The sequence below is a fragment of the Flintibacter sp. P01028 genome, assembly GCF_041925235.1.
Taxonomy (GTDB): Bacteria; Bacillota; Clostridia; order Oscillospirales; family Oscillospiraceae; genus Lawsonibacter; species Lawsonibacter aceti.
The window spans coordinates 81,587-104,713 of the sequence record NZ_JBHEVC010000001.1 but is presented as its reverse complement, the minus strand read 5'-3'; the positions used below and the strand labels follow the sequence as shown (position 1 = coordinate 104,713).

The window sequence follows — 23,127 nt, the reverse complement described above, 5'->3', positions numbered from 1 at the left end:
TAAAAATAGACTGCCTAAAGAAGTATCAGTGGGGTGAATTGCCATGCAGCGGTACCTAAAGCGCGCAAAGGAGTTAGAGTCGGAGATCGTAGAGAACCGCCGGAAGATCCATCAGTTTGGTGGAATTGGGTTCGATATTCAGGAGACTTCGGATTTCGTATTTGAAAAGTTACAGAGCTATGGCCTGCATCCTCAGCGGATGTGCGGCACTGGTATCGTGTGTACCATCGGCTCAGGAGGGAAGACCATCCTGCTGCGGGCGGACATGGATGCCCTGCCAATCCAGGAGGACACTGGCTTACCCTTCGCCTGTCAAAACGGCACGGCCCACGCCTGCGGACATGACATGCATACGGCTATGCTCCTGGCCGCGGCTAAAATGCTGTCTGAGACCCAGGACGAGCTGAAGGGAACCGTCAAGCTAATGTTTCAGCCAGCGGAGGAGGCCTTAAAAGGAGCCACCGCCATGATGGAGGCTGGTGTGCTGGAGAACCCTAAGGTGGACGCTGCCTTTGCCATTCATGTGACTACGGGGCACGAGAATTTCCCCACTGGCAGTATCCAATATGTCCGTGGGGTTGCCTTTGGGGCTTGCGATATGTTCCGTATCACAGTGAAAGGGAAGGAGTGTCACGGGGCCTATCCCTGCCGGGGCATTGATCCTATTAACATCGGAAGCCGTATTGTCACGGCGACTCAGGAGCTGGTATCTATGGAACTGCCCGCTACGGAGGAGGCTGTCATCACCTTCGGAAAATTCCACTCCGGCGAGGCATCCAATATTATCCCCTCAGAGGCGGTGCTGGACGGCACCATCCGCACCTTGTCCAAGGAGGCGAGGACCCTGCTCAAGACCCGCTTCAAAGAGATCGTGGAGCAGACTGCTGCCACCTTCCGGGGACAGGCCATCGTGGAATATCCTCTGGAAACCGGTTTTTGTATCACTGACCCCGACCTCTTCGACCAGTTGAAGCCCACGCTCTGTGCTCTGGCGGGGGAGGAGATGGTCCAGCAGATTGCTCCGGTCAACGGCAGTGAGGATTTTGGTCCTATCAGTGAGATCATCCCCACAGTGTATGTCTGGATGGGGGCCGGAACCCCCAGTGAAGGCTATCCAGAGAAGGTGCACAGCCCACGTACCAAGTTCTCTGAATCAGTCCTGCCCCTGGGCGCGGCTATCCATGCGACAGTGGCGGTAAATTGGCTGGCCCAAAACGCCTAAAACAGCGCATTACTTTATATCAAAGAAGTGAATTGAAAGGGAGGAACTCAATATGAAGAAAAGAAGACTGTTCAGCCTTCTGCTGGCGGCCGCCATGTCTCTGGCCCTGGTGAGCTGTGGAAACGGTGGTGACACCAGCGGGAACGGAACTGCCGACGGCGGGAACGCCAGCCAGGTGGACGCGGATGGCGACGGGTACAAGGACGCCGTGAAGCTAGCCATTTCTACGGATCCCAACCTGGACCCGTGGCTGACCGGTATGGCCTATGACTTGAATGTAGGCCGCCAAATCTATGATCCCCTCTTCCGGGAAGGAGAGAACGGTGAAGTAGAGCCCTGGCTGGCCGAAGGCTATGAGATGGTGGATGATACCCATATCAAACTGACCCTGCGCAAGGGCGTCAAGTTCCACGACGGCAACGAGCTGACCACAAAGGACGTCAAGTTCTTCCTGGACAACATTGAAAGCAACGCGTCCGCGGCTTCTCGCTTTGTGTGTTATGACACAGCGAATACTGAGATTATCGACGACTACAACATGGTTGTGGCTCTGAAGTACCCTTATGCTGAGGGCGTCTACCTGATGACCCGTATGTATATCCCCTCCTCTGCCGCCTTCGAGAGTATGGGCGCGGACAAGTTTGCCACTGCTCCTGTGGGTACGGGCCCCTATAAGATGACCCGCTGGGACACCGCAAGTGAGATTGAACTGGACCGTTTTGACGAATACTGGAACGGCCCCGCCGCTACCCCGAAGCTGCTGTTCCGTGTCATCCCTGAGGCGTCCAGCCGCATGATCGAGCTGGAGACCGGTGGCGTGGACTTTGCTTACTCCATCTCTACCTCTGATTATGACCGCGTGAAGGAGACTGAGGGCCTGACTCTGGTAGAGGGTGACTCCTCTCTGTTTACCTCCTTGACCTTCAGTATGCAGGAGCCTCTGTTTGAGAACAAGGACGTGCGCTACGCCTTGTGCTATGCCATTGATAAGCAGTTCCTGATCGACACCTGCTATGGCGGCTATTATACCATCATGGACACTATTTATCCCAAGATGCTCTTTGGTGCCGAGGAAGTGGGCACTGTCCCCTTTGATCCTGACAAGGCGAAGGAGCTGATGGTGCAGGCCGGCTATCCCGATGGCTTTGATATCACCCTCCATGTGGTGGGCGAGGCTGAGAAGCGGGTCTGTGAGGCGATTCAGAGCATGTGGCTGCAGTATCTGAACGTCCGGGCTGAGATCATCCAGATGGACTACGTCAACTTCGAGGCTGCCGGCAATAAGTACCAGGCTGCGGTCCGCACTGGCGCCGCCACCAACCTGACCAGCGCCCTGGTCATCTACAAGACCTCCTTCGGCCGCACCCTGCAGGTGAATGACCAGTATCTGAACGATCTGGTCGAGGCGTCTGACCAGCAGACCGACCCCGCCAAGCGGCTGGAGATGGTCCAGGAGATCCAGGAGTATGTTTATGACCAGCGATATCAGATGGCCATTGCCAACGCACCCATGGTGTATGCTATGAACGACAAGGCAGAGGGCTTTGAATTCGATATCTTTGGCGCTCCCTTCCTGGCCACCTTCCGCGTGGGCGTCTGATAAGCTCGTCGCGGACAGAGCGAAATGTGAGAAATGCCGCTCTGGGACGGCGGTCTACCTGAAAGGGAGACCGCTGACCGGAGCGGCTTTTCTGATTCGCAGCCAAGCGGAATGAACGTATGTAGGGGGGTATAGACCTTTGATCAAATATATTGGAAAGCGTCTGCTGATGATGATTCCAGTGCTGCTGGGCGTGGTGCTGGTGGTATTCAGCATGATGTACTTTTCTCCCGGCCGGGCCGCCGACTATATGTTGGGCGACATGGCCACAGAGGAGGACAAGCTGGCCTTTGAGGAGCAGAATGGCCTGAACCGGCCTTTCCTGGTCCAGTATGTGGACTATGTATGGGATGTGCTCCATGGAGACCTGGGAACTTCATACAGCAACAAGCGCCCGGTGCTGGACGAGATCCTGGCCCGCTTCCCCAACACTCTGATGCTCTGCTTTGTCAGTATGGTCATCGCTACGGTGGTGGGGGTCACTTTGGGCATTATATCAGCGACAAAACAGTATACCCTGTGGGACAACCTAGCCCGAGTCGGGTCTATCGTGGGCATATCCATGCCGAGCTTCTGGGAGGGCATGATGCTCATCTTGCTGTTCTCGGTGGGGCTGGGGTGGCTGCCTCCTTCCGGCTTTACTTCCTGGAAATGCTGGATTTTACCCGCTGTTACCATTTCTACGGTGCCCTGCGCGACTATCATGCGGATGACACGCTCCAGTATGCTGGAGGCGATTCGCCAGGACTATGTCCGGACGGCAAGGGCTAAGGGGCAGAGCGAGCGGGTGGTCATCTGGAAGCACGCCCTGAGAAACGCCCTCATTCCCGTGATGACGGTCATTGGACTGAACTTTGGCCGTCTGCTGGGCGGTATTGCTATCTGCGAGGCCGTCTTCGCCGTCCCTGGCGTGGGCAAGCTGATCGTGGATGCCATTCCCATCAAGAACACGCCGCTGGTCCAGGGTGGTATTCTGTTTATCGCCTTTGCCATGTCTATCATTAATCTGATTACCGATGTGCTCTACGCATATGTGGATCCCCGGATCCGCTCGCAGTATGTCCGGCGCAAGGCGCCCAAGAAAATGGCCGCCGTGGAAGGAGGGGAGAGTAAATGAGCAATGCCGCTACCGCTGTGCCTGAGACACGGCTGAGAGGCAGGGCAAAGAACAGCCAGACGCGGGAGATTATCAGCCGATTCATGAAAAATAAAGTGGCTGTAGCTGGATTTTTCATTATTCTGCTCCTCGTTTTTTGCGCCCTTTTCCCCTCACTTATTGCACCCTATTCCTATGAAACCATGAGTACGGGTCCGAGCTTTGCCAACCCCAGTGCGGAGCACCTGTTTGGTACCGACGAGTTCGGCCGTGATATCTTTAGCCGCGTCATCTACGGGACCCGTACCTCCCTGGCCATCGGGCTGCTGTCCGTTCTTATTGCCTGTGTCCTGGGTACCATTTTGGGCTGTATCTCAGGCTATTATGGAAACCTGACCGATAATCTGATTATGCGGGCCGTGGATATTCTGCTGGCTATCCCCAACCTGATGTTGGCCATCTCCATCGTGGCCGCCCTGGGCCGCAGCCAGACCAACCTGATCCTGGCTCTTGGAATTGGTGCCACCGGCGGTTTTGCCCGCGTGGTCCGTGGACAGATCCTTACCGTCAAGGAACAGGAGTACATCGAGGTGGCACGCGCCATCGGAGCTAGTGACTTTCGCATTATTTTTTGCCATATCCTGCCCAACTGTCTGGCGCCTATCATTGTGCAGATTAGCATCAGTGTGGGTTCCTCTATTTTAGGTGCTGCCGGTATGAGCTTTATCGGACTGGGTATCGCGCCTCCCAACCCCGAGTGGGGCGCAATGCTGTCCGCAGGCCGCAGCTTCTTCCGAGACCACTGGTTTGTGGAAACATTCCCAGGCCTGGCCATTATGCTAGCTGTGTTTGCCTTTAACCTGTTCGGAGATGGCCTACGGGACGCTTTAGACCCCAGACTGAAGACTTGAGGTGAGCATGATGAGTGAAAAACTGTTAGATATTAAAAATCTGGCCGTTCATTATGCCTCCGGTAAGGATACGGTCAAGGCCGTCAACGGTATTAGCTTCGGTCTGGAAAAGGGAGAGTCTTTGGGACTGGTGGGTGAAACCGGGGCCGGTAAGACCACCACCGCCCTGGCCATCATGGGTCTGGTGCCCAATCCTCCAGGAAAGGTGGTCAACGGTGAGATCCTTTTTGAAGGGGAAGACCTGCTCCAAACCAGCCAGGCTGATATGCGTAAGATCCGGGGCGCCAAGATATCCATGATCTTTCAGGACCCCATGACCGCTTTGAACCCGGTCCTTACTGTGGGTGAGCAGATCTGCGAGGTCATCCACCTTCATCAGAATATCCCCCGGACAGAGGCAACTCAGAGGGCGGTCCAGATGATGGAGTTGGTTGGTATCGAAGGGAGCCGCTACAACGACTATCCTCACCAATTTTCCGGCGGTATGAAACAACGTATTGTGATTGCTATCGCCCTTGCCTGTAACCCGGAGCTGCTGGTGGCCGACGAGCCCACCACTGCCTTGGATGTAACCATCCAGGCCCAGGTGCTGGACCTGATTGAGAAGCTGAAGGCCGACTTTAACACCTCGCTGCTTCTGATTACCCACGATCTTGGCATTGTGGCCGAGGTATGCGACAAGGCTGCGATCATGTACGCCGGACGCATCGTGGAGTATGGCAATCTGGAGCATATTTACAACAATACTAAACATCCCTACACCGTAGGTCTCTTCGGATCTATCCCAAACTTTGATGAGAATGTCCGTCGGCTCAAGCCTATTCCGGGACTGATGCCGGACCCCACCCGGCTGCCTGAAGGCTGTGCCTTCGCACCCCGCTGCCCCCATGCCACTGATCGGTGCCGCCAGGCTCCTATTCCAGTGGTGGAGGTGGAGCCTGGACACCTGGTGGAGTGCGTCCTATTTGAACAGCAGGGGGTGGCTGGAGCATGAGTGCGCTGCTGGAAGTCAAAAATCTGAAAAAATATTTCCGTACCGCCAGGGGCACCCTTCATGCGGTGGACGATGTTTCTTTTTCCGTCGAGGAGGGCAAGACCCTAGGTGTGGTAGGCGAATCGGGGTGTGGTAAGTCTACCCTGGGCCGCACCATTCTCCGTCTACATGACGCCACAGAGGGTCAGGTGCTCTATCAGGGGCGGGATATTACCCAGGTGAACCGCCGAGAACTGAAGCAGCTCAGGCAGGATATGCAGATGATATTCCAGGACCCCTTCTCCTCTCTGGACCCCCGTATGTCCGTCAGCCAGCTGATTGCGGAGCCGCTGATCATCTATAAAAAGTGCTCCTCCAGAGCTGCGCTGATTCAAAAGGTGGAGGAGCTGATGGACACCGTGGGACTGGCCCGCCGCCTGGTCAACACATATCCCCATGAATTGGACGGAGGCCGCCGCCAGCGTATCGGTGTCGCCAGAGCCCTGTCCCTGGACCCTAAGTTCATCGTCTGTGATGAGCCGGTTTCCGCCCTGGACGTGTCCATTCAAGCCCAGATCCTGAATCTGATGCAGGACCTGCAGGAAGAACGGAACCTGACCTATCTCTTTATCACTCACAATATGTCAGTGGTGAAGCATATCTCCGACCGCATCCTGGTCATGTATCTGGGTACTGTAGTAGAGCTTGCTGACGCACAGGAGATGTTCCGGAACCGTCTCCATCCCTATACCAAGGCCCTGCTGGCAGCGGTACCCATTCCGGCCCTGCGGGAGAAGCAGCCTCGCAAGCTGCTGAAGGGGGAAATTTCTTCTCCCATCGACCCTAAACCTGGCTGCCGCTTTGCCAGCCGATGCCCCTATGCCACAGAGCTGTGCCGGACCCAGTCCCCTGGGCTGGAAGAGGTACTGCCCGGACACTATGTGTCCTGCCACCGAGTTAGGGAGATCAATCAGCTTTGAATGGGAATAGGACCGGCACGACTTGGTTTTCCATGAAAGCAAAGGCCCCGCACTTCTTTGTGCGGAGCCTTTGCTGTAGAATTTTTGATACAGGTAGCTTGGCAAGAAGAATAGACGCCCCTTCCAAAAAAATACAGCCCCAAATGTCTGCTGCGCATCTGGGGCTGTATTTATATTTGCTGGCTTACTCCAATCTCCAGCTCCAGCGGTCGGGGAAGGAAATCACATTCCCTATTCGGAATCCCGCAGACGCTCCACGATGGTATGCTTGGCTACTGAGCGGTATACCGCCAGAGGGACAAGAGAGCCCAACAGGGCGAATACAGGGGCCGTGGCCAGGATGGGGGCTAAGGTGAAGCGGTAGGTGAAGAACCAGAACATGCTCTGCAAGGCGGAGAAGGCAATCGGGCCCAATACCAGGGCCAGCACCAAGGCCAGGAGCACCGAACCAAGGGCGTACAGCAGCCCCTCCCATACCAGCATCCGCTTGAGCTGTCCACCTGTCATGCCGATGGACTGGAGGACGGCCAACTCCCGCTTTCGGGTGATGATGCCGGTGAGGATCGCATTGAAAAAGTTCAGCACCCCCACCAGTCCAACGATGCCGCTGAGGGCCCCGCCTAGCAGTAGGAACATGGAGCGCATCCCCTCGAACTCCGCGGCATAGGTAGACTTGCTCTCATAGTCGAACTGAGGATTCACATTCTCCGTGTAGTCCGCCAGGAAGGACTCCATAGCGGGGTTGGCCTCATCCGTAGTGTCGAAGGCATAGTACATGACGCTGTCTGTGCCCGTGTCCTGGATAAAGGTCTGGTCGTTCATAATAAACTCGTCCGCCCCGTAATAGCGGTAGCTCAGGGCCATGGGCACCGTCACCAAGGCGGCCACCTCGTACTCGATATCTCGGTACTTTACGGCCCGATCCACCCAGTTGGCGCCCTCGGGCACATTCTCCCAGGGGCCATATATCTCGCCAGTGTCAGGGTTATAATACTCGTACTCTTCCACATAGCGCAGGGTGACTGTGTCCCCCAGCCGGGCCCAGTGGGAGTCCATCTCGGGCTGACCATAGTCGTCGTCACTATACACAGCGGCCACATACCGCCCGCCAGGCTCGTTGAGCTTGGACAGGTCCCCCGCCAGCACTGTCAGGTGGTCCAGAGGGAACTGCTCCATGCCGTAGAGCTGCACCCGGTCGGCCAGCAGGCCCTCCTCGTTCCGGTCCATGAAGTGGACCTTGCTGTCCAGTTGTTCCGGGGTGTTCCATTTGCTCCAGACGGAGCGGTAATACTCCTCGGTGATGAATTCCAGAGCGGAAGAGGTCTTGCCGTAGACCAGGCCGCCGTCAGTGATGCCGCCCTGGGCGTCGATGGCGGAAATGACGTCCTCGGTAACATCCATCTCGCTGTTGTAAGCGTCACCGCCAGTCTGGAACTGGCCCGCGTCGGCCACGATAAAGTCGCTGGCGGTGAAGTTGGATACATATTTGTCCATGTCAAAGCCGTTGGTAAAGGTGACCGTCACAGTGAGCAGCACCACGGCCAGGGATAGGGAGAGGACGGTGACCGCGGTCTTGACCCGGTTCCGGCCCAGGTTGGCCTGGGCCATAGAGAGCAAGGAGACGCCTTTGGCGTTCCTCTTTCCTCCATGCCGCACCGCTCCGCCCTCGGCGTATCGTACCGCCTCGATGGGGGACACCCGTGCGGCCATCCGCCCAGGCTTGCGGCAGGAGATCAGAACCGTGACCAGAGCGAACAGGGCGGAGGCCACAAAGATAGCCGGGTTTACTGATACCACGTTGGACACTGCGTTTAGTTGGCGGATGATAACCGGGGTGAGCTGTCCACCCACCAGCCAGCCCAGCAGCAATCCCAGAGGGATGCCCACCAGAGACAGGGCCAGGGCCTGGTGCCGGATGATCCGGCGGAGCTGCCGAGGGGTGGTGCCGATGGTCTTGAGCAGGCCGTAGAAGCGGATATCGTTGGCCACTGAGATCTGGAACACATTGTAAATAATGAGATAGCCGGTGAAGATAATGAGGAGCAGGATTGCGCCGATGGCCAGCAGGAGGGTGGGGTCCATGCTGCCGGAAAGCTGGGCGCCGGTGTAGCCCCAGTTGACACCGGTGTGGATATAGCCCGGCTGGGTGGAGCTCTGACCCTGATAGCCGTGGTTGGTCAGGATCTCCTCTAGGTCGCCGGCGATGTTCCGGGCCCCATTTTTCAGCATCACGTCCAGATTCCAGGAGCCGGTCATGCCGTCTGTGGTCTGGCCCGGCACCACGCCGGTCTCTGCCAGGACGGCGTCCACCCGGCTCTCCGGGATGAGAATGTGGTTGGCCACGATGGCCTCGTCGTGCTCCCACCAGCCGCACAGGGTAAAGGTCTGGGTGGTCGTGCGGCCGTCCACATCAAAGGTGACAGTAAATTGTTCCCCCAGTTTAGGTTCTACTCCCAGCAGCTCCAACACATGGGTATCAGTGGCGGCCTCATTCGTGCCCTCCTGGGGCAGACGGCCCTCCACTGGGTCGCAGAACTGCCAGTGGGCCTCGTTTGCATCGGACCAGCCAATCTCCACATGTGACTTGTTGAAGGGCATCTCGCTGGGCATACCCAGAAAGCGCCGCAGGCCCCACTGACCGATGAGAGGGTCGTCCTTCAACTGGTCAAACTGTTCCTCCGTCAGGTACTTGAAGCCGCCATGGGAGAAGCCGCCCACCTGGCGAAAGTTGTTCTGCTGGATGCCGTCGTTAATGGACATGGCAATGGTGAACAGGGAGGTGAATAGCACCGTGGTCAAAGCGATGGCCAGCACCGCCACAATGTTGCGGGTGCGGTTGGCCCGAAGACTCCTGTGAGAGAGGGTCCGGATACATTTGCCATTGGATACCTTCATAGAGCCCACCTCCTCACCGTGCCACGATCCTGCCGTCCTCAATGCGAACGATGCGGTCGGCTAGTTGGGCGATCTCCTCGTTGTGAGTGATCATAACGATGGTCTGGGCAAATTTTTGACCGGTGACCTTCATCAGGGAAAGCACATCCTGACTGGTCCTGGTGTCCAGATTACCCGTAGGCTCGTCTGCCAGGACAATGGCCGGTTTGGTCGCCAGGGCCCGGGCGATGGCCACCCGCTGCTGCTGGCCTCCGGAGAGCTGGCCAGGGAGATTTTGGAGCTTGCTCTCCAGGCCCAGAGCGGAGATGACCTGCCCCACGTACGACTCGTCAACCCGGCCCCCGTCCAACTGGATGGGCAGGACGATATTTTCGTACACGCTGAGTACCGGCACCAAATTGAAGGACTGAAAGACGAAGCCGATTTTCCGCCGCCGGAAGATGGTCAGGGCTTCGTCCTTCAGGTCAAAAATCTTCTGCCCGTCTACGGTGACAGAACCGGAGGTGGGCCGGTCCAAACCGCCCAGCATATGGAGCAGGGTGGATTTCCCGCTTCCTGAGGTGCCCACGATAGCTACAAATTCCCCGTCCTCCACGTTCAGGTCCACTCCGTCCAAGGCTTTTACCAGAGTGTCGCCAGAGCCGTAGTATTTTCTTAAATCCTTGGTCTGTAAAATTGTCATTGTGATATCTCCTTTATGGAAAAGTGAGGGCGTATGCCTACGCTCCCCACTATACCAAGACAATCTTTCCACAATCTTTCTCAAATCTTTCACTGTTGTAAGATTTGAAGATTTTATTCCTTGGGCAGATACAGGGAAAACCGACTCCCCTGGCCGGGGCTGGAATTGAGGCGGATATATCCGCCCTCACGAGTTACCACCTCTCTAGCCAGATAGAGGCCGATCCCGAGGCCCTCCTGGTCCCGGACGGCCTCGCCCCGGTAGAAGCGGCCAAAGATGGCCCCCTGTTCTCCCTCCGGGATGCCGGGGCCATCGTCCTCTACCTGAATGGCGCAGAACAGCTCGAACTCCCGGACGGAGAGGGCGACCTTGCCCCCCTGCGGGGTGTATTTCAGGGCGTTGTCTACGAGGTTGTAAAGGGCTTCCGCAGTCCACTTCTCATCAAACCTGGCCTGGGCAAAGGTGGGCTCCGCCGTGAGGGAGAGCCCCCTTTCCCTGGCCTTATGCCGCCCCTGGATCAGAACCGCGTCCAGCAGCCGCTGGACGCCATGGACCTGTGGGTCCATGGCAAAGATGCCCGTTTCCAGACGGGACGCCTTCACTAAGGTCTGAATGAGGAAGGACAGCTTTTCCCCCTGCTGGGCCAGTACGGCGGCCTGCTCCGCCTGCTCCGGAGGCAGGTCCCCCTCGGCCAGCAGGGAGGCGTAGAGCAGGATATTGGCAATGGGAGTCCTGGTCTGGTGGGAGATGTCGGAGATCAGCGTCTGGACGACCTCCCGCTCCCGCTCCAAATTTCGGGTGGAGGAGGCGGAGCCATTGAGAAACCGGGCCAGCTTGGCCTCCAGAGAGGAGGGAACGGATTCGTCAAAGGCGTTTTCCCGAAAGCTTCCGTCCACAGCGGCGGACAGCATTTCATCCAGCCGCCGGAGGGTCCGGCGGCCGCTGTACCACTGGTACAGGCCGAAGCCCAGGCCCAGAAGGGCCAGTGCTAAACAGACATAGCCGCCCGCTCCCATCACTGGATCTCCCAGGTGTAGCCAAGGCCATATACCGTCTTAATGGGGGCGTCCCCCAGTTTGGCCCGCAGGCGGCGCACCGCCACCGACAGAGCGTTTTCGTCCACAAACTCGCCCCCATCCCATACTCGATCCAGGAGCTGCTCCCGGGTCAAGGTCTGGCCCCGGTGTTCCACCAGCAGACGGAGCAGCCGCTGTTCCGTCTTGGACAGCTCGATCGCCTCTCCGTTCCGGGAAAAGGCCATGCCCGCAAAGTCAAAGGAGAAGGGGGGCAGCTCCACCACTTCGCCTCTGGGGACGGCCCCCCGGCGGAGCAGATTGTTTACCCTGGCCCGGAGGACAGCGAGGGAAAAGGGCTTTGTCACATAGTCGTCCGCCCCCAGCTCCAACCCGGTCACCTGGTCGCTCTCCAGGTCGTTGGCAGTGAGGATGAGAACGGGTACCTGACTCACAGAGCGTATCTCAGTCAGCAGTTCCAGGCCGTTCCCGTCGGGCAGATTGAGATCCAGAATAACCAGGGAGATGGGTAGCTGGGCGAACAGCCGGCGGCCCTCGGCCAGAGTCCGGGCCAGATGGGGCTCCCGGTCCCCAGCAGCCAGGGCCAGGGTGATCCCCCGGCCAAGTGCCTGGTCGTCCTCAATGAGCAAAAGATGTTCCATAGGTCCTCTGCTTTCCAGAAAGCTCAGTCCTCTTTGGCCCTGGCCTTCTTGATAAATACATAGTGAGTGGGGGTGGACCGCTCCTGGGAGAAGGAGTACCCCAGACGGTCAAAGGCTTGCATGGCCTCCGGGCTCTCTGACAGGTGTTCGGTGAGATAGCGGACCATTTCACCACGAGCCATTTTGCACTGCGTGCCCTTTTCCAGTACCCGGCCCTTCCTCAGTTCCCCGAAGGTACAGGAGATGACGGTCATTCCCTGTGGCAGATGGTCGGTCACCGCTCGGCTGTATTCCCGTGAGGCCAGATCGACCAGAAGGTCGTCCTCCTCCGCCAGCGCCTGGGCTAAAGAGGGACCCCAAAACTGGTACAGAGACTGACAGCCCGACCCGGCCAGTCTGGCCTGCATCTCCAGCCGGTAGGGGGTGACTCCGTCGAAGGGGCGCAGCACCCCATAAAAGCCGGACAGGATGCGCAGATGCCGGTCTAAATAGTCGAACTGCTCCCAGGAGAACAGGTGGGGGGCCATATAGCGGTACTGGATGCCCTCATAGGCCAGGACTGCTGGAGTGAGTCTTTCCTCCAGCTCCATATGCTGGAGCCGCTCATAATTGAGTGAGGCGATGGCGTCATTACAGCGCCACAGGGCCTTTAGCTGGTCGTAGGACATGGTTTTCAGCCAGTCACAGAGCAGCCGGGTCCGATCCAAGAACCGGGGGAGGCCCCGGATCTCCATGGTATCCGTGTCCACGTTCATTTTCTTTGCCGGGGAGATGATCAGCTTCATAATATCCCTCCTTGGGACAGTATAAAACAGTTTCAGTAAAAAGGAAATGGGAATTGTAATTTTAGGGGGAAGAGGTTAAAATAGGACCGGACAAATAAAACTGAGGAGGGATCGGTCATGCGTCTGCAAGGCGCTATTTTTGATGTTCCAGACACTCTGCTGGACCGAGAGGGGAGACCGCTGACCGGGCTAATGCCCTTTTTGTCCCTGCTTCGGATGGAGGGGGTGCTGCTCTATCTGGTTTCTGAGGAGGAGCGGCGCACGCTCCAGCCTAAGCTGGAAGCCGCGGGACTGGCCGCCTACTTCCGGGGTGTATTGTATACTGGGGAACAGGGGAGAGGGATAGAGGACCCGGAGCTCTATGAGAAATGTGTGCGGCGCCTGGGGACCGCCCGCCCAGCTACTCTGGTGTTTACCGCTCGGGAGAAGGTCCTCCGCTGTGTGAGGGAGGCTGGCTTCCAGGTCGTACTGGTAGGCAAGGAGCATCCGGAGGAACTCCGGGCCCTGGCGGACGAAGTGGTAGACAGCTATGAGGATATGACCAAGAAAATGTGTTGAAGAAGCGGGACGCCTGGCGATAGCCAGGCGTCCCGCCTTGTTGTGAAGCGAAGGAGAATGGGGCAGCGGCACAAGGAGATGGCCGGCCCAGCTTCCGCTCAGTGATTCGCCATTCGATAGATGGCCAGGATGTCGTCGTGGTCCAGCACCCGGAAGGCGCCGATGGTCCGGGTCCCGAAGAAGGTACAGCGGCGGGTCAGCTCCTCCAGCTCCTTCTCAGACTGGAGGCCGCAGCCCAACTCAGAGAAGCAGGTGGGCATATCCAAAGAGTGAAAGAAATCCACAGTCGCATCGATGGCGGATAAAGCCAGCTCTCGCTCTGTGCGGCCGGTGGGGTCCAATCCCCAGACCTTGACACCGAACCGGGCGAAGCGGGACACATCGGCATCCAGACAGTAGCGGGCCCAGCTGCCCCAAACGGCAGACAGGGTGGCACCGTGGGCAGAATCGAACCGGGCACTAAGCTCATGGCCCAGTTGATGGGGGGCAAAGTCCTTCTTCCCGCCCAGACCAGTCAGGCCGTTGTGGGACAGGGAACCGGCCCACATCAGTTCACTCATGGCCTGGTAGTCGCCGGGATGGTCCATGGCTCGCCGGCCGCTGGAAATGACCACTCGAAGCAGCCCCTCCGCCAGCTCGTCGGTGAGTTGGTTGGTGGTGATGGGATTGAAGTAGCGGTCCATGGTGTGCGACATGATGTCCACCACGCCACAGGCCACCTGGTAGCGGGGCAGGGTGGCGGTGAGATCGGGGTTTAGGATGGCAAACCGGGGACGGTGCAGATCGGAACCAAGCCCTCGCTTTTCCAGGGTGTCATCCTTGGTCAGAACGGCGGAGTCGCTGCTCTCGCTGCCGGCCGCGGGAATGGTCAATACCACCCCCACAGGCAGGGACCGCTCCAGAGGGACCTTTTTCATCCACAGGTCATCCCACAGGTCCAGCTCCGGGTTGGCGACTCCATCGGCGATGGCCTTAGCCGTGTCGATGACGCTGCCACCTCCAATGGCCAGCAGAAAGTTGGCCTGAAAAGCCTCCGCCCGCTGGATGCCGGATAATACCAGACTGAGTCTGGGATTTGGCTTTACACCACCCAGCGTGTCGCAGGACAGCCCGCTCTGCTCCAGAGAGGCCAGGACCCGACTCAGCAGCTCGCTTTTGACAGCGCTCTGGCCGCCATAGACCACCAGCACCCGGGAGCCCCCTCGGCGGGCGATCTGCTCTCCAACCTGCTCCTCAGTACCACGCCCGAAAATGATCTGTGTAGGGGAATAAAATTGAAAGGCTTCCATTGTTGCTCTCCTTATTCTTCGTTTACTATCGCGGCCTGCTCCTCCAGCCACTGGACGGTCTGCTCCAGCCCCTCCCCGCTAAGGGGGAAAGAGGCGGTGGAACAGATATGGCTCAACGCTTTGGTCAGCGGACCCCTCCAGAACTCTATGTCCAGGGTGGTATGAGAGGGTGCGTCAGGGGTATCTGGGGCAGCTTCGTGGGTCACGGGCTGAATAAAAAAGCGGGCCTGTCCTTTACTGCCATACCAGGTATTGCCATTCTCCCAGAATAGCAGGGTAGGGATTTCAATAGGGGGTAACATAGGTATCACTCCTGCCTGTGGTATCCGCCCCTTCTTACAGGGCGGATTCAATGAAATGATGGTCGTGGGCTTCCCAATATTTTTTGTACTGCCGGTCTGTCTGCCCATCCAAGTTCAACTGATACATTCGAAAGACAACCGGCATATTCTTAGGCTGCCACAACTCCTCATAGGTGTATTGATATTTCATGCCGAGATTTTGCATCACGCCGCCGCTCCGGGGATTGTTCCGGTCGTGGGTGGCGGTGATATAGGGAATGCCATCCGCTCTCAACCGCTGTATAACGGCCTTGCAGGCTTCGGTAATGATGCCCTGATGCCAAAACTCATTACGAAGGCCGTACCCTAGGTCGTGGCTGTCGTCCATAGCCACGTTGACGTATCCCACAGGTATGTCGTCGGAGCGGAAACAAACGGCATACCGGTAGCCCCGCTCCTGTCCATAGGAGGCCGCATACCGCTCCAGGAAAAAAGATCTGGCCTCCTCCATGGTATGCAGCGGGTACCAGGGCAAAAACCGGTTTGCTTCTTCATCACGGAAAATAGAGAAAAGGGCATCCAGGTCGTTTTGTGTAAATTTCCTCAGGATTAGGCGCTCTGTCTCCAGCCGTGGCGTATTTAAGCCCATGTCAATCGTGTTCCTCCCAGTCCAAGCTGCGTCCTACGGCCTTGTGCCAGCCGCGCAGCAGCCGCTGCCTGGTATCTGCCTCCATATGCGGGTCGTACCGCTGATCCAGGGTGCGCAGGGCACGGATTTGGTCTAGATCCCGCCATACCCCCACAGCCAGGCCGGCCAGATAGGCCGCGCCAAGAGCGGTGGTCTCCCGGATGGCCGGCCGGCAGACGGATTTGTTCAGAATATCAGCCTGGAACTGCATTAGAAAACGGTCCCTGCTGGCCCCGCCATCAGCATTCAGCTCCCGAAGGGCAATCCCAGTGTCCTTTTCCATGGCATCCACCAAGTCCGCCACCTGATAGGCGATAGACTCCTGTGCCGCCCGGATGATATGGTCACGGGTGGTGCCCCGGGTCAGTCCCACCAGGGCACCCCGTGCGTACATATCCCAGTGGGGAGCACCCAGGCCGGTGAAGGCCGGGACGAGATAGACCCCGCCGGTATCCGGAACCTTGGAGGCGTAATACTCCGCGTCTCGGGCCTCCGAGATGAAGCGCAGCTCGTCCCGGATCCACTGGATGACGGCGCCGCCTACGAATACGGAGCCCTCCAGAGCGTACTGGACCTTTCCGCTCAAGCCGATGGCGATGGTAGACAACAGCCCGTTCCGGCTTCGGCACAACTGGTCACCGGTGTTCATCAGAAGAAAACAGCCGGTGCCGTAGGTGTTTTTCGCCTGACCGGAGGAGAAGCAGGTCTGACCGAAGAGGGCGGCCTGTTGGTCGCCGGCGATGCCAGAGATGGGTACCTCCACCCCCTGGAGATTGACAGTGCCGTACACTTCACTGGAGTCTCGGACCTGGGGCAGCATGGAGATGGGGATGTCCAGGGTGCGGCAGATACAGGTGTCCCAGCAGAGGTTTTGGATGTCATAGAGCATGGTACGGCTTGCGTTGGTCCGGTCGGTGACATGGACCTTTCCACCTGTCAGCTTCCACACCAGCCAACTGTCCACTGTACCAAAGAGCAGATCGCCCGCCTGGGCCCGTTCCCAGGCTCCCTCTACATGCTCCAGTATCCATTTGACCTTGGTGGCGGAGAAGTAGGCGTCAATGAGCAGTCCCGTGCGGTCCTGAATATACTGGGTGAGCTCCTTGTCCTTTTTCAGCTTCTCACACAGAGGGGCGGTGCGGCGGCACTGCCACACGATAGCGTTGTAGACCGGCCGCCCGGTATGTCTATCCCACACGATGGCCGTTTCCCTCTGGTTTGTGATGCCGATAGCAGCCACCTCATCAGGAGAAACGCCGGCCTGGGCCAGCACTTCGGTGAGGACGGAGTATTGACTGGACCAGATCTCCATGGGGTCATGCTCCACCCAGCCGGGCTGGGGGTATATCTGTGAAAATTCCCGCTGCGCCACCCCCGCGATATTCTGATCCTGATCGAAGAGAATGCAGCGGCTGCTGGTGGTGCCCTGGTCCAGGGCGATGACATATCGTTTCATGGGCGTCCCTCCCCTTGAATATGCTCTTATTATGACAGAAAAACAGAGGGCTGTAAAGACCGGAGCGGGAGAGGACGGCCTGCCCATTTGACAGGCCGCGCACAGGCGCGTTGATTCAGCATAGGATGGAATGTGGCATCGCCACACCCATTTTTTACCGTGCAAAGGAGCGTCTTATGAGAAGATACTGTGCTTCTGAGTGGGAGCAGAATCGCCGGGACGGCGTGGTCGCCTATCTGAACGGCGGCACCAGCTCCAGCTGCGGCTGTGGCTGCGGTCAGTCCGGCTCTACTTCCTGCTGCCCCACTCCTTGTCCTCCCCCTTGCCCGCCTCCCTGTCCCTGTCCTCCTCCCTTCCCGTCCATGGTAGGCCCCACCGGGCCGACCGGACCCCAGGGCTATCCTGGTCCCGTTGGTCCCACTGGCCCCACCGGACCTCAGGGAATCCCCGGCCCAGTCGGCGTTACTGGCCCCGCTGGTCCTGCTGGCCCTGCTGGCGCGACTGGCGCTACGGGTGCAACTGGTGCCACCGGAGCTACCGGCGCCCAGGGCCCCGTCGGCCCGACCGGCCCGACCGGTCCCACTGGTCCTGCTGGCCCTGCCGGCGCAACCGGTGCCACTGGTGCTACTGGCGCTCAGGGTCCCGCCGGCCCCGTCGGTCCCACCGGCCCCGCTGGCGAGGGGCTGGAAACTGTGACCACATTCGCGCTAGGCACACCCTATGCCCAGGGGGACTTTGTGACCTATAACGGCAGCCTGTACCGGGCCCGGATCGCCAATCCCAGCGGTACTCCCGGCACATCCGCTGACTTTGAGTTGGTGTCTGTCCAAGGCCCTACCGGCCCCACGGGTCCTGTAGGGGCGACTGGAGCCACCGGGGCCACTGGCGCTGCCGGAGCGGCCGGCGCTACTGGCCCAACTGGCCCTGCCGGCCCTGCGGGTGCCGCTGGTCCTGCGGGCCCGACCGGCCCGACTGGTCCAACTGGCGCTGCTGGTGCTGCTGGCGCTACCGGAGCTACCGGAGCGGAAGGCCCCACTGGGCCGACTGGCCCGACTGGTCCTGCCGGCCCTGCCGGCGCAACTGGTGCCGCCGGAGCCACAGGCGCGGAAGGTCCTACCGGGCCCACTGGACCGGCTGGAGCAGCCCCCGCGCTGAACGCGCTCTACGCCACCAATGTGGGGTCCCAGACCCTGGCAACCACCGGCGATGACGCCAGCTTCGACACCAATCAGGTGGAGGAGGGAACCGCCATCACCCATACCACGAGCACGGCCACCTTCACCCTGGGAGAAACCGGTATCTACCGGGTCTCTTACTCGGTGGTGGCGACCAATACAAGCTCTACTGGTACTGTGGGCGTGGAGCTGGAGAACAACTCTACCCCTGTCCCTGGGAGCGAGAGCCAGGCCACCATTTCCACTACCAATGATCTGGCCACTCTGGCGGCCAGTGTCCTGGTGAACGTCACCGGGACGGCTACCATTACCCTGACCTCCACAGAGAACAACGTGACTCTGACCGAGGCCGGGATCGTAATCCAGAAGCTGAACTGACCGAAAGACCCCAATGGGGCCTAAACAGGGCGGGCGGCACACCGTGCCGCCCGCCCTGTTCCTTATCTGAAAGAGGAGGGCGAGCGCCGTGAAAGTGGTGGTATATGCCATCTGTAAAAATGAGGCTCAATTCGTAGACCGCTGGATGGACTCTATGGGAGAGGCGGACCAGGTAGTGGTGCTGGACACCGGCTCCGAGGACGACACTGTGGAGCGGCTGCGAGCCAGGGGGGCTCTGGCTGAGGTAGAGGTCATCTCCCCCTGGAGGTTCGATGTGGCCCGCAACCGGTCCATGGAGCTGGTGCCGGAAGACGCGGATATCTGCGTATGTACAGATCTGGATGAGGTATTTCATCCTGGCTGGCGGGCCCGGTTGGAGGAGGCGTGGCTGCCAGAGGCGGGCCAGGCTACATACCGCTATACCTGGTCCTTTAACCCGGACGGCAGCGAGGGGGTTACCTTCTGGTATGAAAAGGCCCATGCACGCCACGGCTATCAGTGGGTTCATCCGGTGCATGAGGTGCTGAAGTGGATGGGGACTGGAAGGCCAGGCCCCACAGTGGTGGCGGAGGGAGTCCAGCTGGACCACCACCCCGACCCTTCAAAGTCTAGAGGGCAGTATCTTCCGCTGCTGGAGCTGTCGGTACAGGAGGACCCTGAGGATGACCGGAATGTCCACTATTTAGGCCGGGAATATATGTACAGGGGCCGCTGGGACGACTGCATCCGTACCCTGAAAAGGCATCTTACCATGCCGAGCGCCACCTGGCGGGATGAGAGGGCGGCCTCCATGCGGTACATCGCCAAGTCCTATCTGAACAAGGGGGAGCGGGCACAGGCCCGGGACTGGTACCTGAGGGCCATCGCTGAGGCACCCCATCTGCGGGAGCCCTATATGGACCTGGCGCTTGCCCTGTATGAGCAGGGGGAGTGGGACGGGGTGCTCTACTTTACTGGCTGCGCCCTGGCCATCACCTACCGGCCCAGGTCTTATATCTGTGAGGCTGCCTCCTGGGGCTCTCTGCCCCACGACTTGCGCTCCATTGCCCTCTTCCACACTGGGAGGCTGAAAGAGGCCCGTGAGGAGGCGAGGAAGGCTGTGGAGCTGGAGCCAGACAACGAGCGGCTCCAGGGAAATCTCAAGCTGCTGGAGAACAGTCCGAAAGAAGGCGGGTAACAAGCGGGCCCCATCCAATGGATGGGGCCCGCTTGTGTTTTGATCTAACTTTTGGGCTTCGGCTTAAAGAGAAGGGCCACTACAAAGCCGAAGAAGATAGCGGCGGTGATACCGCCGGCCGCGGCGGTGGACCCGCCAGTGAGGGCGCCCAGAAATCCGTCCTCCGCCACCGCCTTTTTGACCCCCTTGGCCAACAGGTGGCCAAAACCCGTGAGGGGTACTGTGGCGCCGGCTCCTCCCCAGTCCACTAGATGCTGGTAGAGCCCCAGGCCGCTGAGGATCACCCCGGCGGTCACATAGGACACCAGGATCTTGGCGGGGGTAAGGGGAGTCTTATCAATCAAAAGCTGGCCGATAATACATAGGATGCCGCCGCAGAGGAAGGCGTTAAGATATTCCATGATTACGCACCTTTCAAACAAGATAGAGGTCCCAGGTATGGGCGTGATGCCCGAAGACAGCCGGCGGTCACGCCTGGGGGGATCGCTGAGTAGAAATGGCGATGGCGTGGCAGATGCCGGGTACGCTCTCCCCCTGGAACGCGGAGGTAGGAGAGTGGAGAGCGCCGGTGGGGCAGAAAAGAATGTTGTTCCATTTGCCCTCCCGCATTCCATTGAGCAGGTAGCCCGTCAGCACCGAGGCTGCGCAGCCGCAGCCGGAACCTCCGCAGTGGACATCCTGACTCTGCGGGTCGAAAATAAGCATCCCGCAGTCGGTGTGGTTGGACAGTTCCAGCCCGTCCTGCCGGAGCAACTCCAACAGCAGCTCGCTGCCCAGATTACCCAGGTCGCCTGTGACGATCAGGTCATAGTAGTTCGGCGCCCGGCCGGTGTCCTTCAGGTGGGTGGAGATGGTGTCATAGGCGGCCGGGGCCATGGCTGCCCCCATGTTGTTGGTGTCGGTGATGCCCTTGTCCACAATCTTGCCTACCGTCACATGGGTGATATAGGGGCCGGGGCCCTCCCGTGCCAGAATAGCAGCTCCGGCAGCGGTAGTGGTCCACTGGGCGGTGGGAGTTCGCTGGCCGCCGTACTCCAGAGGGGTGCGGTACTGGCGCTCGGCAGTGCAGAAGTGGGAGGAGACTACCACTCCGGCCCACTCCCCGAAGCCGCCATCCAAGGTCATAGAGGCCAGAGCCAGCCCCTCCCCCATGGTGGAGCAGGCCCCGTAGAGGCCGAAAAAGGGAATCTCCTGGCCGCGGGCGGCGAAGGAAGAACCGATACACTGATTCAGCAGGTCGCCGGCAAAGAGCCAGTCTATATTAGAGGCAGGTTGGCCCGCCTTATTTAAGGCCAGAGCCAGGGCCTGCTTCTGCATGGCGCTCTCCGATTTCTCCCAGGTGGACTCGCCGAAGGTGTCGTCAGTCCCGATATAGTCGAAGGAGCTGGCCAGAGGGCCCTCACCCTCCTTCTTTCCTACCACGTTGGCGTGACCGGCGAAGGAAGGGGGACAGGCCAGGGTGACTGTCTGGCTGCCTGTTTTTTTTGTCGTCAAGGGAAACGCCTCCCAATAGAGAATGAAGATGACCATAGCTTGTCCGAAGGGGAGAGAAATATGCCCGAAGCATAAGGAAGAGGCAAATAAAAATTTCTTTTGCTTTCTTCTGTTCAAAAGGGCCAGATTCCTGTATAATGGGGGCTGCAAAGGAAAGAAAAGGAGAGAGGACCTATGCCCCAATTCGACCCACAAAAATATTCCTATCCTTCCCGCCGGAATGTAGTCTATGCCCGCCGCGCAATGGCCTGCACCTCTGTGCCTCTGGGGGCCCAGATCGGCCTGGATGTGATGAAGGCCGGAGGAAACGCTATGGACGCGGCTGTCGCCATGGCCGCAGCCATGCCCATCCTGGAGCCCACCGGAAACGGCCTGGGCTCAGACTGCTTTGCCCTGATCTGGGTAGAGAAGGAGAAGAAGCTGTACGGACTCAACGCCAGTGGCGTGGCTCCCATGGCGCTGGATGCGAAGATGGTGAGAGCCATGGGGCACAGTGAGATGCCCAAGACGGGCTGGCTGCCGACCATGGTGCCGGGGGCTCCCGCGGGCTGGGCGGCGATCAATAAAAAATTTGGCGCCAAGCCCCTGTCCGAACTGTTTGCTCCAGCCATCTCCTATGCCCGGGAGGGATATCCTGTCCCGGTCAATCTGGAGCCCCAGTGGGAGAAGGACTCCCAGCGTATTGCCGCTGCCCGGTCCAAGGAACCTGCGCCTCACTCCTATTGGTGGAATACCTTTATGAAGGAGGACGGCACCCACTACCGGGCCGGTGAACTGTTCCGCTGGGAGGAGTATGCCCAGACGATGGAGGAGCTGGCCGCCACAGACTGTGAAAGCTATTACCGTGGTCCTCTGATGGAGAAGATTGTGGCCTTCAGCCGGGAAACTGGGGGGTATTTCTGTGAGGATGACTTCAGAAATTACCAGCCCATGTGGGTGGAGCCCATCACCACAGACTATAAGGGCTATACCGTGTGCGAGATACCGCCCAACGGCCACGGCATCACAGTGCTGATGGCGCTGAATATCCTAAAGGGGCTGGAGCTGTCCCAGGAGAAGGACTGCGCCGACACCTACCACAAGATCCTGGAGTCCATCAAGCTGGCTTTCGCGGACACTAAGACTTATGTGGCGGACCCCCGGTACATGAAGACCAAGGTGGAGGATATGCTGTCCGAGGAGTACGCCGCCCAGCGCCGGGCCCTCATTTCTGACAGGGCGCTGATGCCGGAGGCGGGAGACCCCTCCTGCGGCGGGACCATCTACCTGTGTACTGCCGACCCAGAGGGCAACATGGTATCCTTTATCCAGAGCAACTATACCACCTTCGGCGCCGGCGTGGCCATCCCCGGCACTGGTATCTCCTTACAGAACCGGGGCGCCAACTTCTCCCTGGAGGAGAACAGCGACAACTGCCTGGCCGGAGGGAAGCGGTCCTATCACACCATCATCCCCGGCTTTATGATGAAGGACGGAGATGCTGTTGGCCCCTTCGGCGTCATGGGCGCCTTCATGCAGCCCCAGGGCCATGTGCTGGTGGCGGTGAACACCATCGACTATCATATGAATCCCCAGGAGGCGCTGGATGCCCCGAGAATTCAGTGGGTGGGCGGAAAGCATATCCAGTTGGAGCGGGAGGTTCCCGCCCACATCGGCAGAGAGCTGGCGGACATGGGCCATGAGGTGGAGGTTTTGAACACCAACATCACTATGGGCCGCGGGCAAATCATTTGGCGGACGGAGAACGGAATGCTAGTTGGCGGGACCGAGCCTCGGTGCGATGGCACTGTGGCGGCCTGGTAAGGGCAGGGG

21 protein-coding genes are annotated in these 23,127 nt (G+C 59.0%); 10 read left to right on the top strand and 11 right to left on the bottom strand.

All coding sequences use genetic code 11. The features are described from left to right. The first annotated feature begins 43 nt into the window (after positions 1-43). From ACEVJK_RS00525 to ACEVJK_RS00500, 6 genes are all read left to right on the top strand, one after another. Positions 44-1,222 (top strand): M20 family metallopeptidase, encoded by a 1,179-nt coding sequence (locus ACEVJK_RS00525; RefSeq protein ID WP_186852060.1) that lies wholly within the window; start codon positions 44-46, stop codon positions 1,220-1,222. Between the two features lie 52 nt (positions 1,223-1,274). Beyond that, the gene (locus ACEVJK_RS00520) at positions 1,275-2,822 is read left to right on the top strand and encodes an ABC transporter substrate-binding protein (RefSeq protein ID WP_262670358.1); all 1,548 of its coding nucleotides are present in this window, start codon (positions 1,275-1,277) and stop codon (positions 2,820-2,822) included. A 139-nt stretch (positions 2,823-2,961) separates the two neighbouring features. Beyond that, positions 2,962-3,939: an ABC transporter permease gene (locus tag ACEVJK_RS00515; RefSeq protein WP_147572110.1), complete on the top strand. Its 978-nt coding sequence runs from the start codon at positions 2,962-2,964 to the stop codon at positions 3,937-3,939. Then, entirely contained in the window at positions 3,936-4,829 is an 894-nt protein-coding gene (locus ACEVJK_RS00510; protein WP_147572111.1) for an ABC transporter permease, read from the top strand. Before ACEVJK_RS00515 ends, ACEVJK_RS00510 begins: the two co-directional genes overlap by 4 nt. A 10-nt stretch (positions 4,830-4,839) precedes the next feature. Next, complete coding sequence (locus ACEVJK_RS00505) at positions 4,840-5,823, top strand: ABC transporter ATP-binding protein (RefSeq protein ID WP_186852160.1); 984 nt, start codon at positions 4,840-4,842, stop codon at positions 5,821-5,823. Then, positions 5,820-6,782, top strand: coding sequence for an ABC transporter ATP-binding protein (locus tag ACEVJK_RS00500; RefSeq protein ID WP_147572113.1), 963 nt, complete (start codon positions 5,820-5,822; stop codon positions 6,780-6,782). The genes ACEVJK_RS00505 and ACEVJK_RS00500 overlap by 4 nt, the downstream gene beginning before the upstream one ends. Positions 6,783-7,013: 231 nt before the next feature. Here the strand turns inward: ACEVJK_RS00500 and ACEVJK_RS00495 are convergent, their stop codons facing one another. The 5 genes from ACEVJK_RS00495 to yaaA all read right to left on the bottom strand — a co-directional run bounded on the left by ACEVJK_RS00495 (position 7,014) and on the right by yaaA (position 12,819). Continuing rightward, positions 7,014-9,677 (bottom strand): ABC transporter permease, encoded by a 2,664-nt coding sequence (locus ACEVJK_RS00495; protein ID WP_374739751.1) that lies wholly within the window; start codon positions 9,675-9,677, stop codon positions 7,014-7,016. A 13-nt stretch (positions 9,678-9,690) separates the two neighbouring features. Continuing rightward, positions 9,691-10,359: an ABC transporter ATP-binding protein gene (locus ACEVJK_RS00490; RefSeq protein WP_147572115.1), complete on the bottom strand. Its 669-nt coding sequence runs from the start codon at positions 10,357-10,359 to the stop codon at positions 9,691-9,693. Positions 10,360-10,472: 113 nt separating this feature from the next. Continuing rightward, on the bottom strand, positions 10,473-11,375 hold the full coding sequence (locus tag ACEVJK_RS00485) for a sensor histidine kinase (protein ID WP_374739750.1): 903 nt from the start codon (positions 11,373-11,375) through the stop codon (positions 10,473-10,475). Next, a complete protein-coding gene (locus ACEVJK_RS00480; protein ID WP_147572116.1) occupies positions 11,375-12,034 on the bottom strand; it encodes a response regulator transcription factor in 660 nt (219 codons plus the stop codon). Before ACEVJK_RS00480 ends, ACEVJK_RS00485 begins: the two co-directional genes overlap by 1 nt. A 23-nt stretch (positions 12,035-12,057) precedes the next feature. Further along, entirely contained in the window at positions 12,058-12,819 is a 762-nt protein-coding gene (gene yaaA / locus ACEVJK_RS00475; RefSeq protein ID WP_374739749.1) for a peroxide stress protein YaaA, read from the bottom strand. 117 nt (positions 12,820-12,936) lie between these two features. Here yaaA and ACEVJK_RS00470 point away from each other — a divergent pair, with 117 nt between their 5' ends. Next, positions 12,937-13,377: an HAD family hydrolase gene (locus ACEVJK_RS00470; protein WP_374739748.1), complete on the top strand. Its 441-nt coding sequence runs from the start codon at positions 12,937-12,939 to the stop codon at positions 13,375-13,377. A gap of 98 nt (positions 13,378-13,475) precedes the next feature. Here ACEVJK_RS00470 and ACEVJK_RS00465 read toward each other — a convergent pair whose 3' ends face one another. Genes ACEVJK_RS00465 through glpK form a run of 4 tightly spaced genes read right to left on the bottom strand, consistent with a single transcriptional unit; the run spans position 13,476 to position 17,091 of the window. Then, entirely contained in the window at positions 13,476-14,666 is a 1,191-nt protein-coding gene (locus ACEVJK_RS00465; protein ID WP_374739747.1) for an iron-containing alcohol dehydrogenase, read from the bottom strand. Positions 14,667-14,677: 11 nt separating this feature from the next. After that, entirely contained in the window at positions 14,678-14,968 is a 291-nt protein-coding gene (locus ACEVJK_RS00460) for a hypothetical protein (protein ID WP_186852068.1), read from the bottom strand. 34 nt (positions 14,969-15,002) lie between these two features. Next, positions 15,003-15,596: a GNAT family N-acetyltransferase gene (locus ACEVJK_RS00455; protein ID WP_240287269.1), complete on the bottom strand. Its 594-nt coding sequence runs from the start codon at positions 15,594-15,596 to the stop codon at positions 15,003-15,005. A gap of 1 nt (position 15,597) precedes the next feature. Beyond that, positions 15,598-17,091, bottom strand: coding sequence for a glycerol kinase GlpK (glpK, locus tag ACEVJK_RS00450; protein ID WP_262670353.1), 1,494 nt, complete (start codon positions 17,089-17,091; stop codon positions 15,598-15,600). Between the two features lie 176 nt (positions 17,092-17,267). Here glpK and ACEVJK_RS00445 point away from each other — a divergent pair, with 176 nt between their 5' ends. Together ACEVJK_RS00445 and ACEVJK_RS00440 are read left to right on the top strand one after the other, a co-directional pair. Continuing rightward, positions 17,268-18,644: a BclA protein gene (locus ACEVJK_RS00445; protein WP_374739746.1), complete on the top strand. Its 1,377-nt coding sequence runs from the start codon at positions 17,268-17,270 to the stop codon at positions 18,642-18,644. Positions 18,645-18,732: 88 nt separating this feature from the next. Then, positions 18,733-19,821, top strand: coding sequence for a glycosyl transferase family 2 (locus ACEVJK_RS00440; RefSeq protein WP_374739745.1), 1,089 nt, complete (start codon positions 18,733-18,735; stop codon positions 19,819-19,821). Between the two features lie 44 nt (positions 19,822-19,865). Here ACEVJK_RS00440 and spoVAE read toward each other — a convergent pair whose 3' ends face one another. Both spoVAE and spoVAD read right to left on the bottom strand, forming a co-directional pair. Then, on the bottom strand, positions 19,866-20,222 hold the full coding sequence (gene spoVAE, locus ACEVJK_RS00435; RefSeq protein ID WP_186852073.1) for a stage V sporulation protein AE: 357 nt from the start codon (positions 20,220-20,222) through the stop codon (positions 19,866-19,868). A gap of 67 nt (positions 20,223-20,289) precedes the next feature. Next, complete coding sequence (spoVAD, locus tag ACEVJK_RS00430) at positions 20,290-21,315, bottom strand: stage V sporulation protein AD (protein WP_374739744.1); 1,026 nt, start codon at positions 21,313-21,315, stop codon at positions 20,290-20,292. A gap of 174 nt (positions 21,316-21,489) precedes the next feature. On the opposite strand from spoVAD, the gene ACEVJK_RS00425 reads away from it, so the two are divergent. Further along, a complete protein-coding gene (locus ACEVJK_RS00425) occupies positions 21,490-23,118 on the top strand; it encodes a gamma-glutamyltransferase family protein (protein ID WP_262669850.1) in 1,629 nt (542 codons plus the stop codon). Positions 23,119-23,127: the final 9 nt, after the last annotated feature.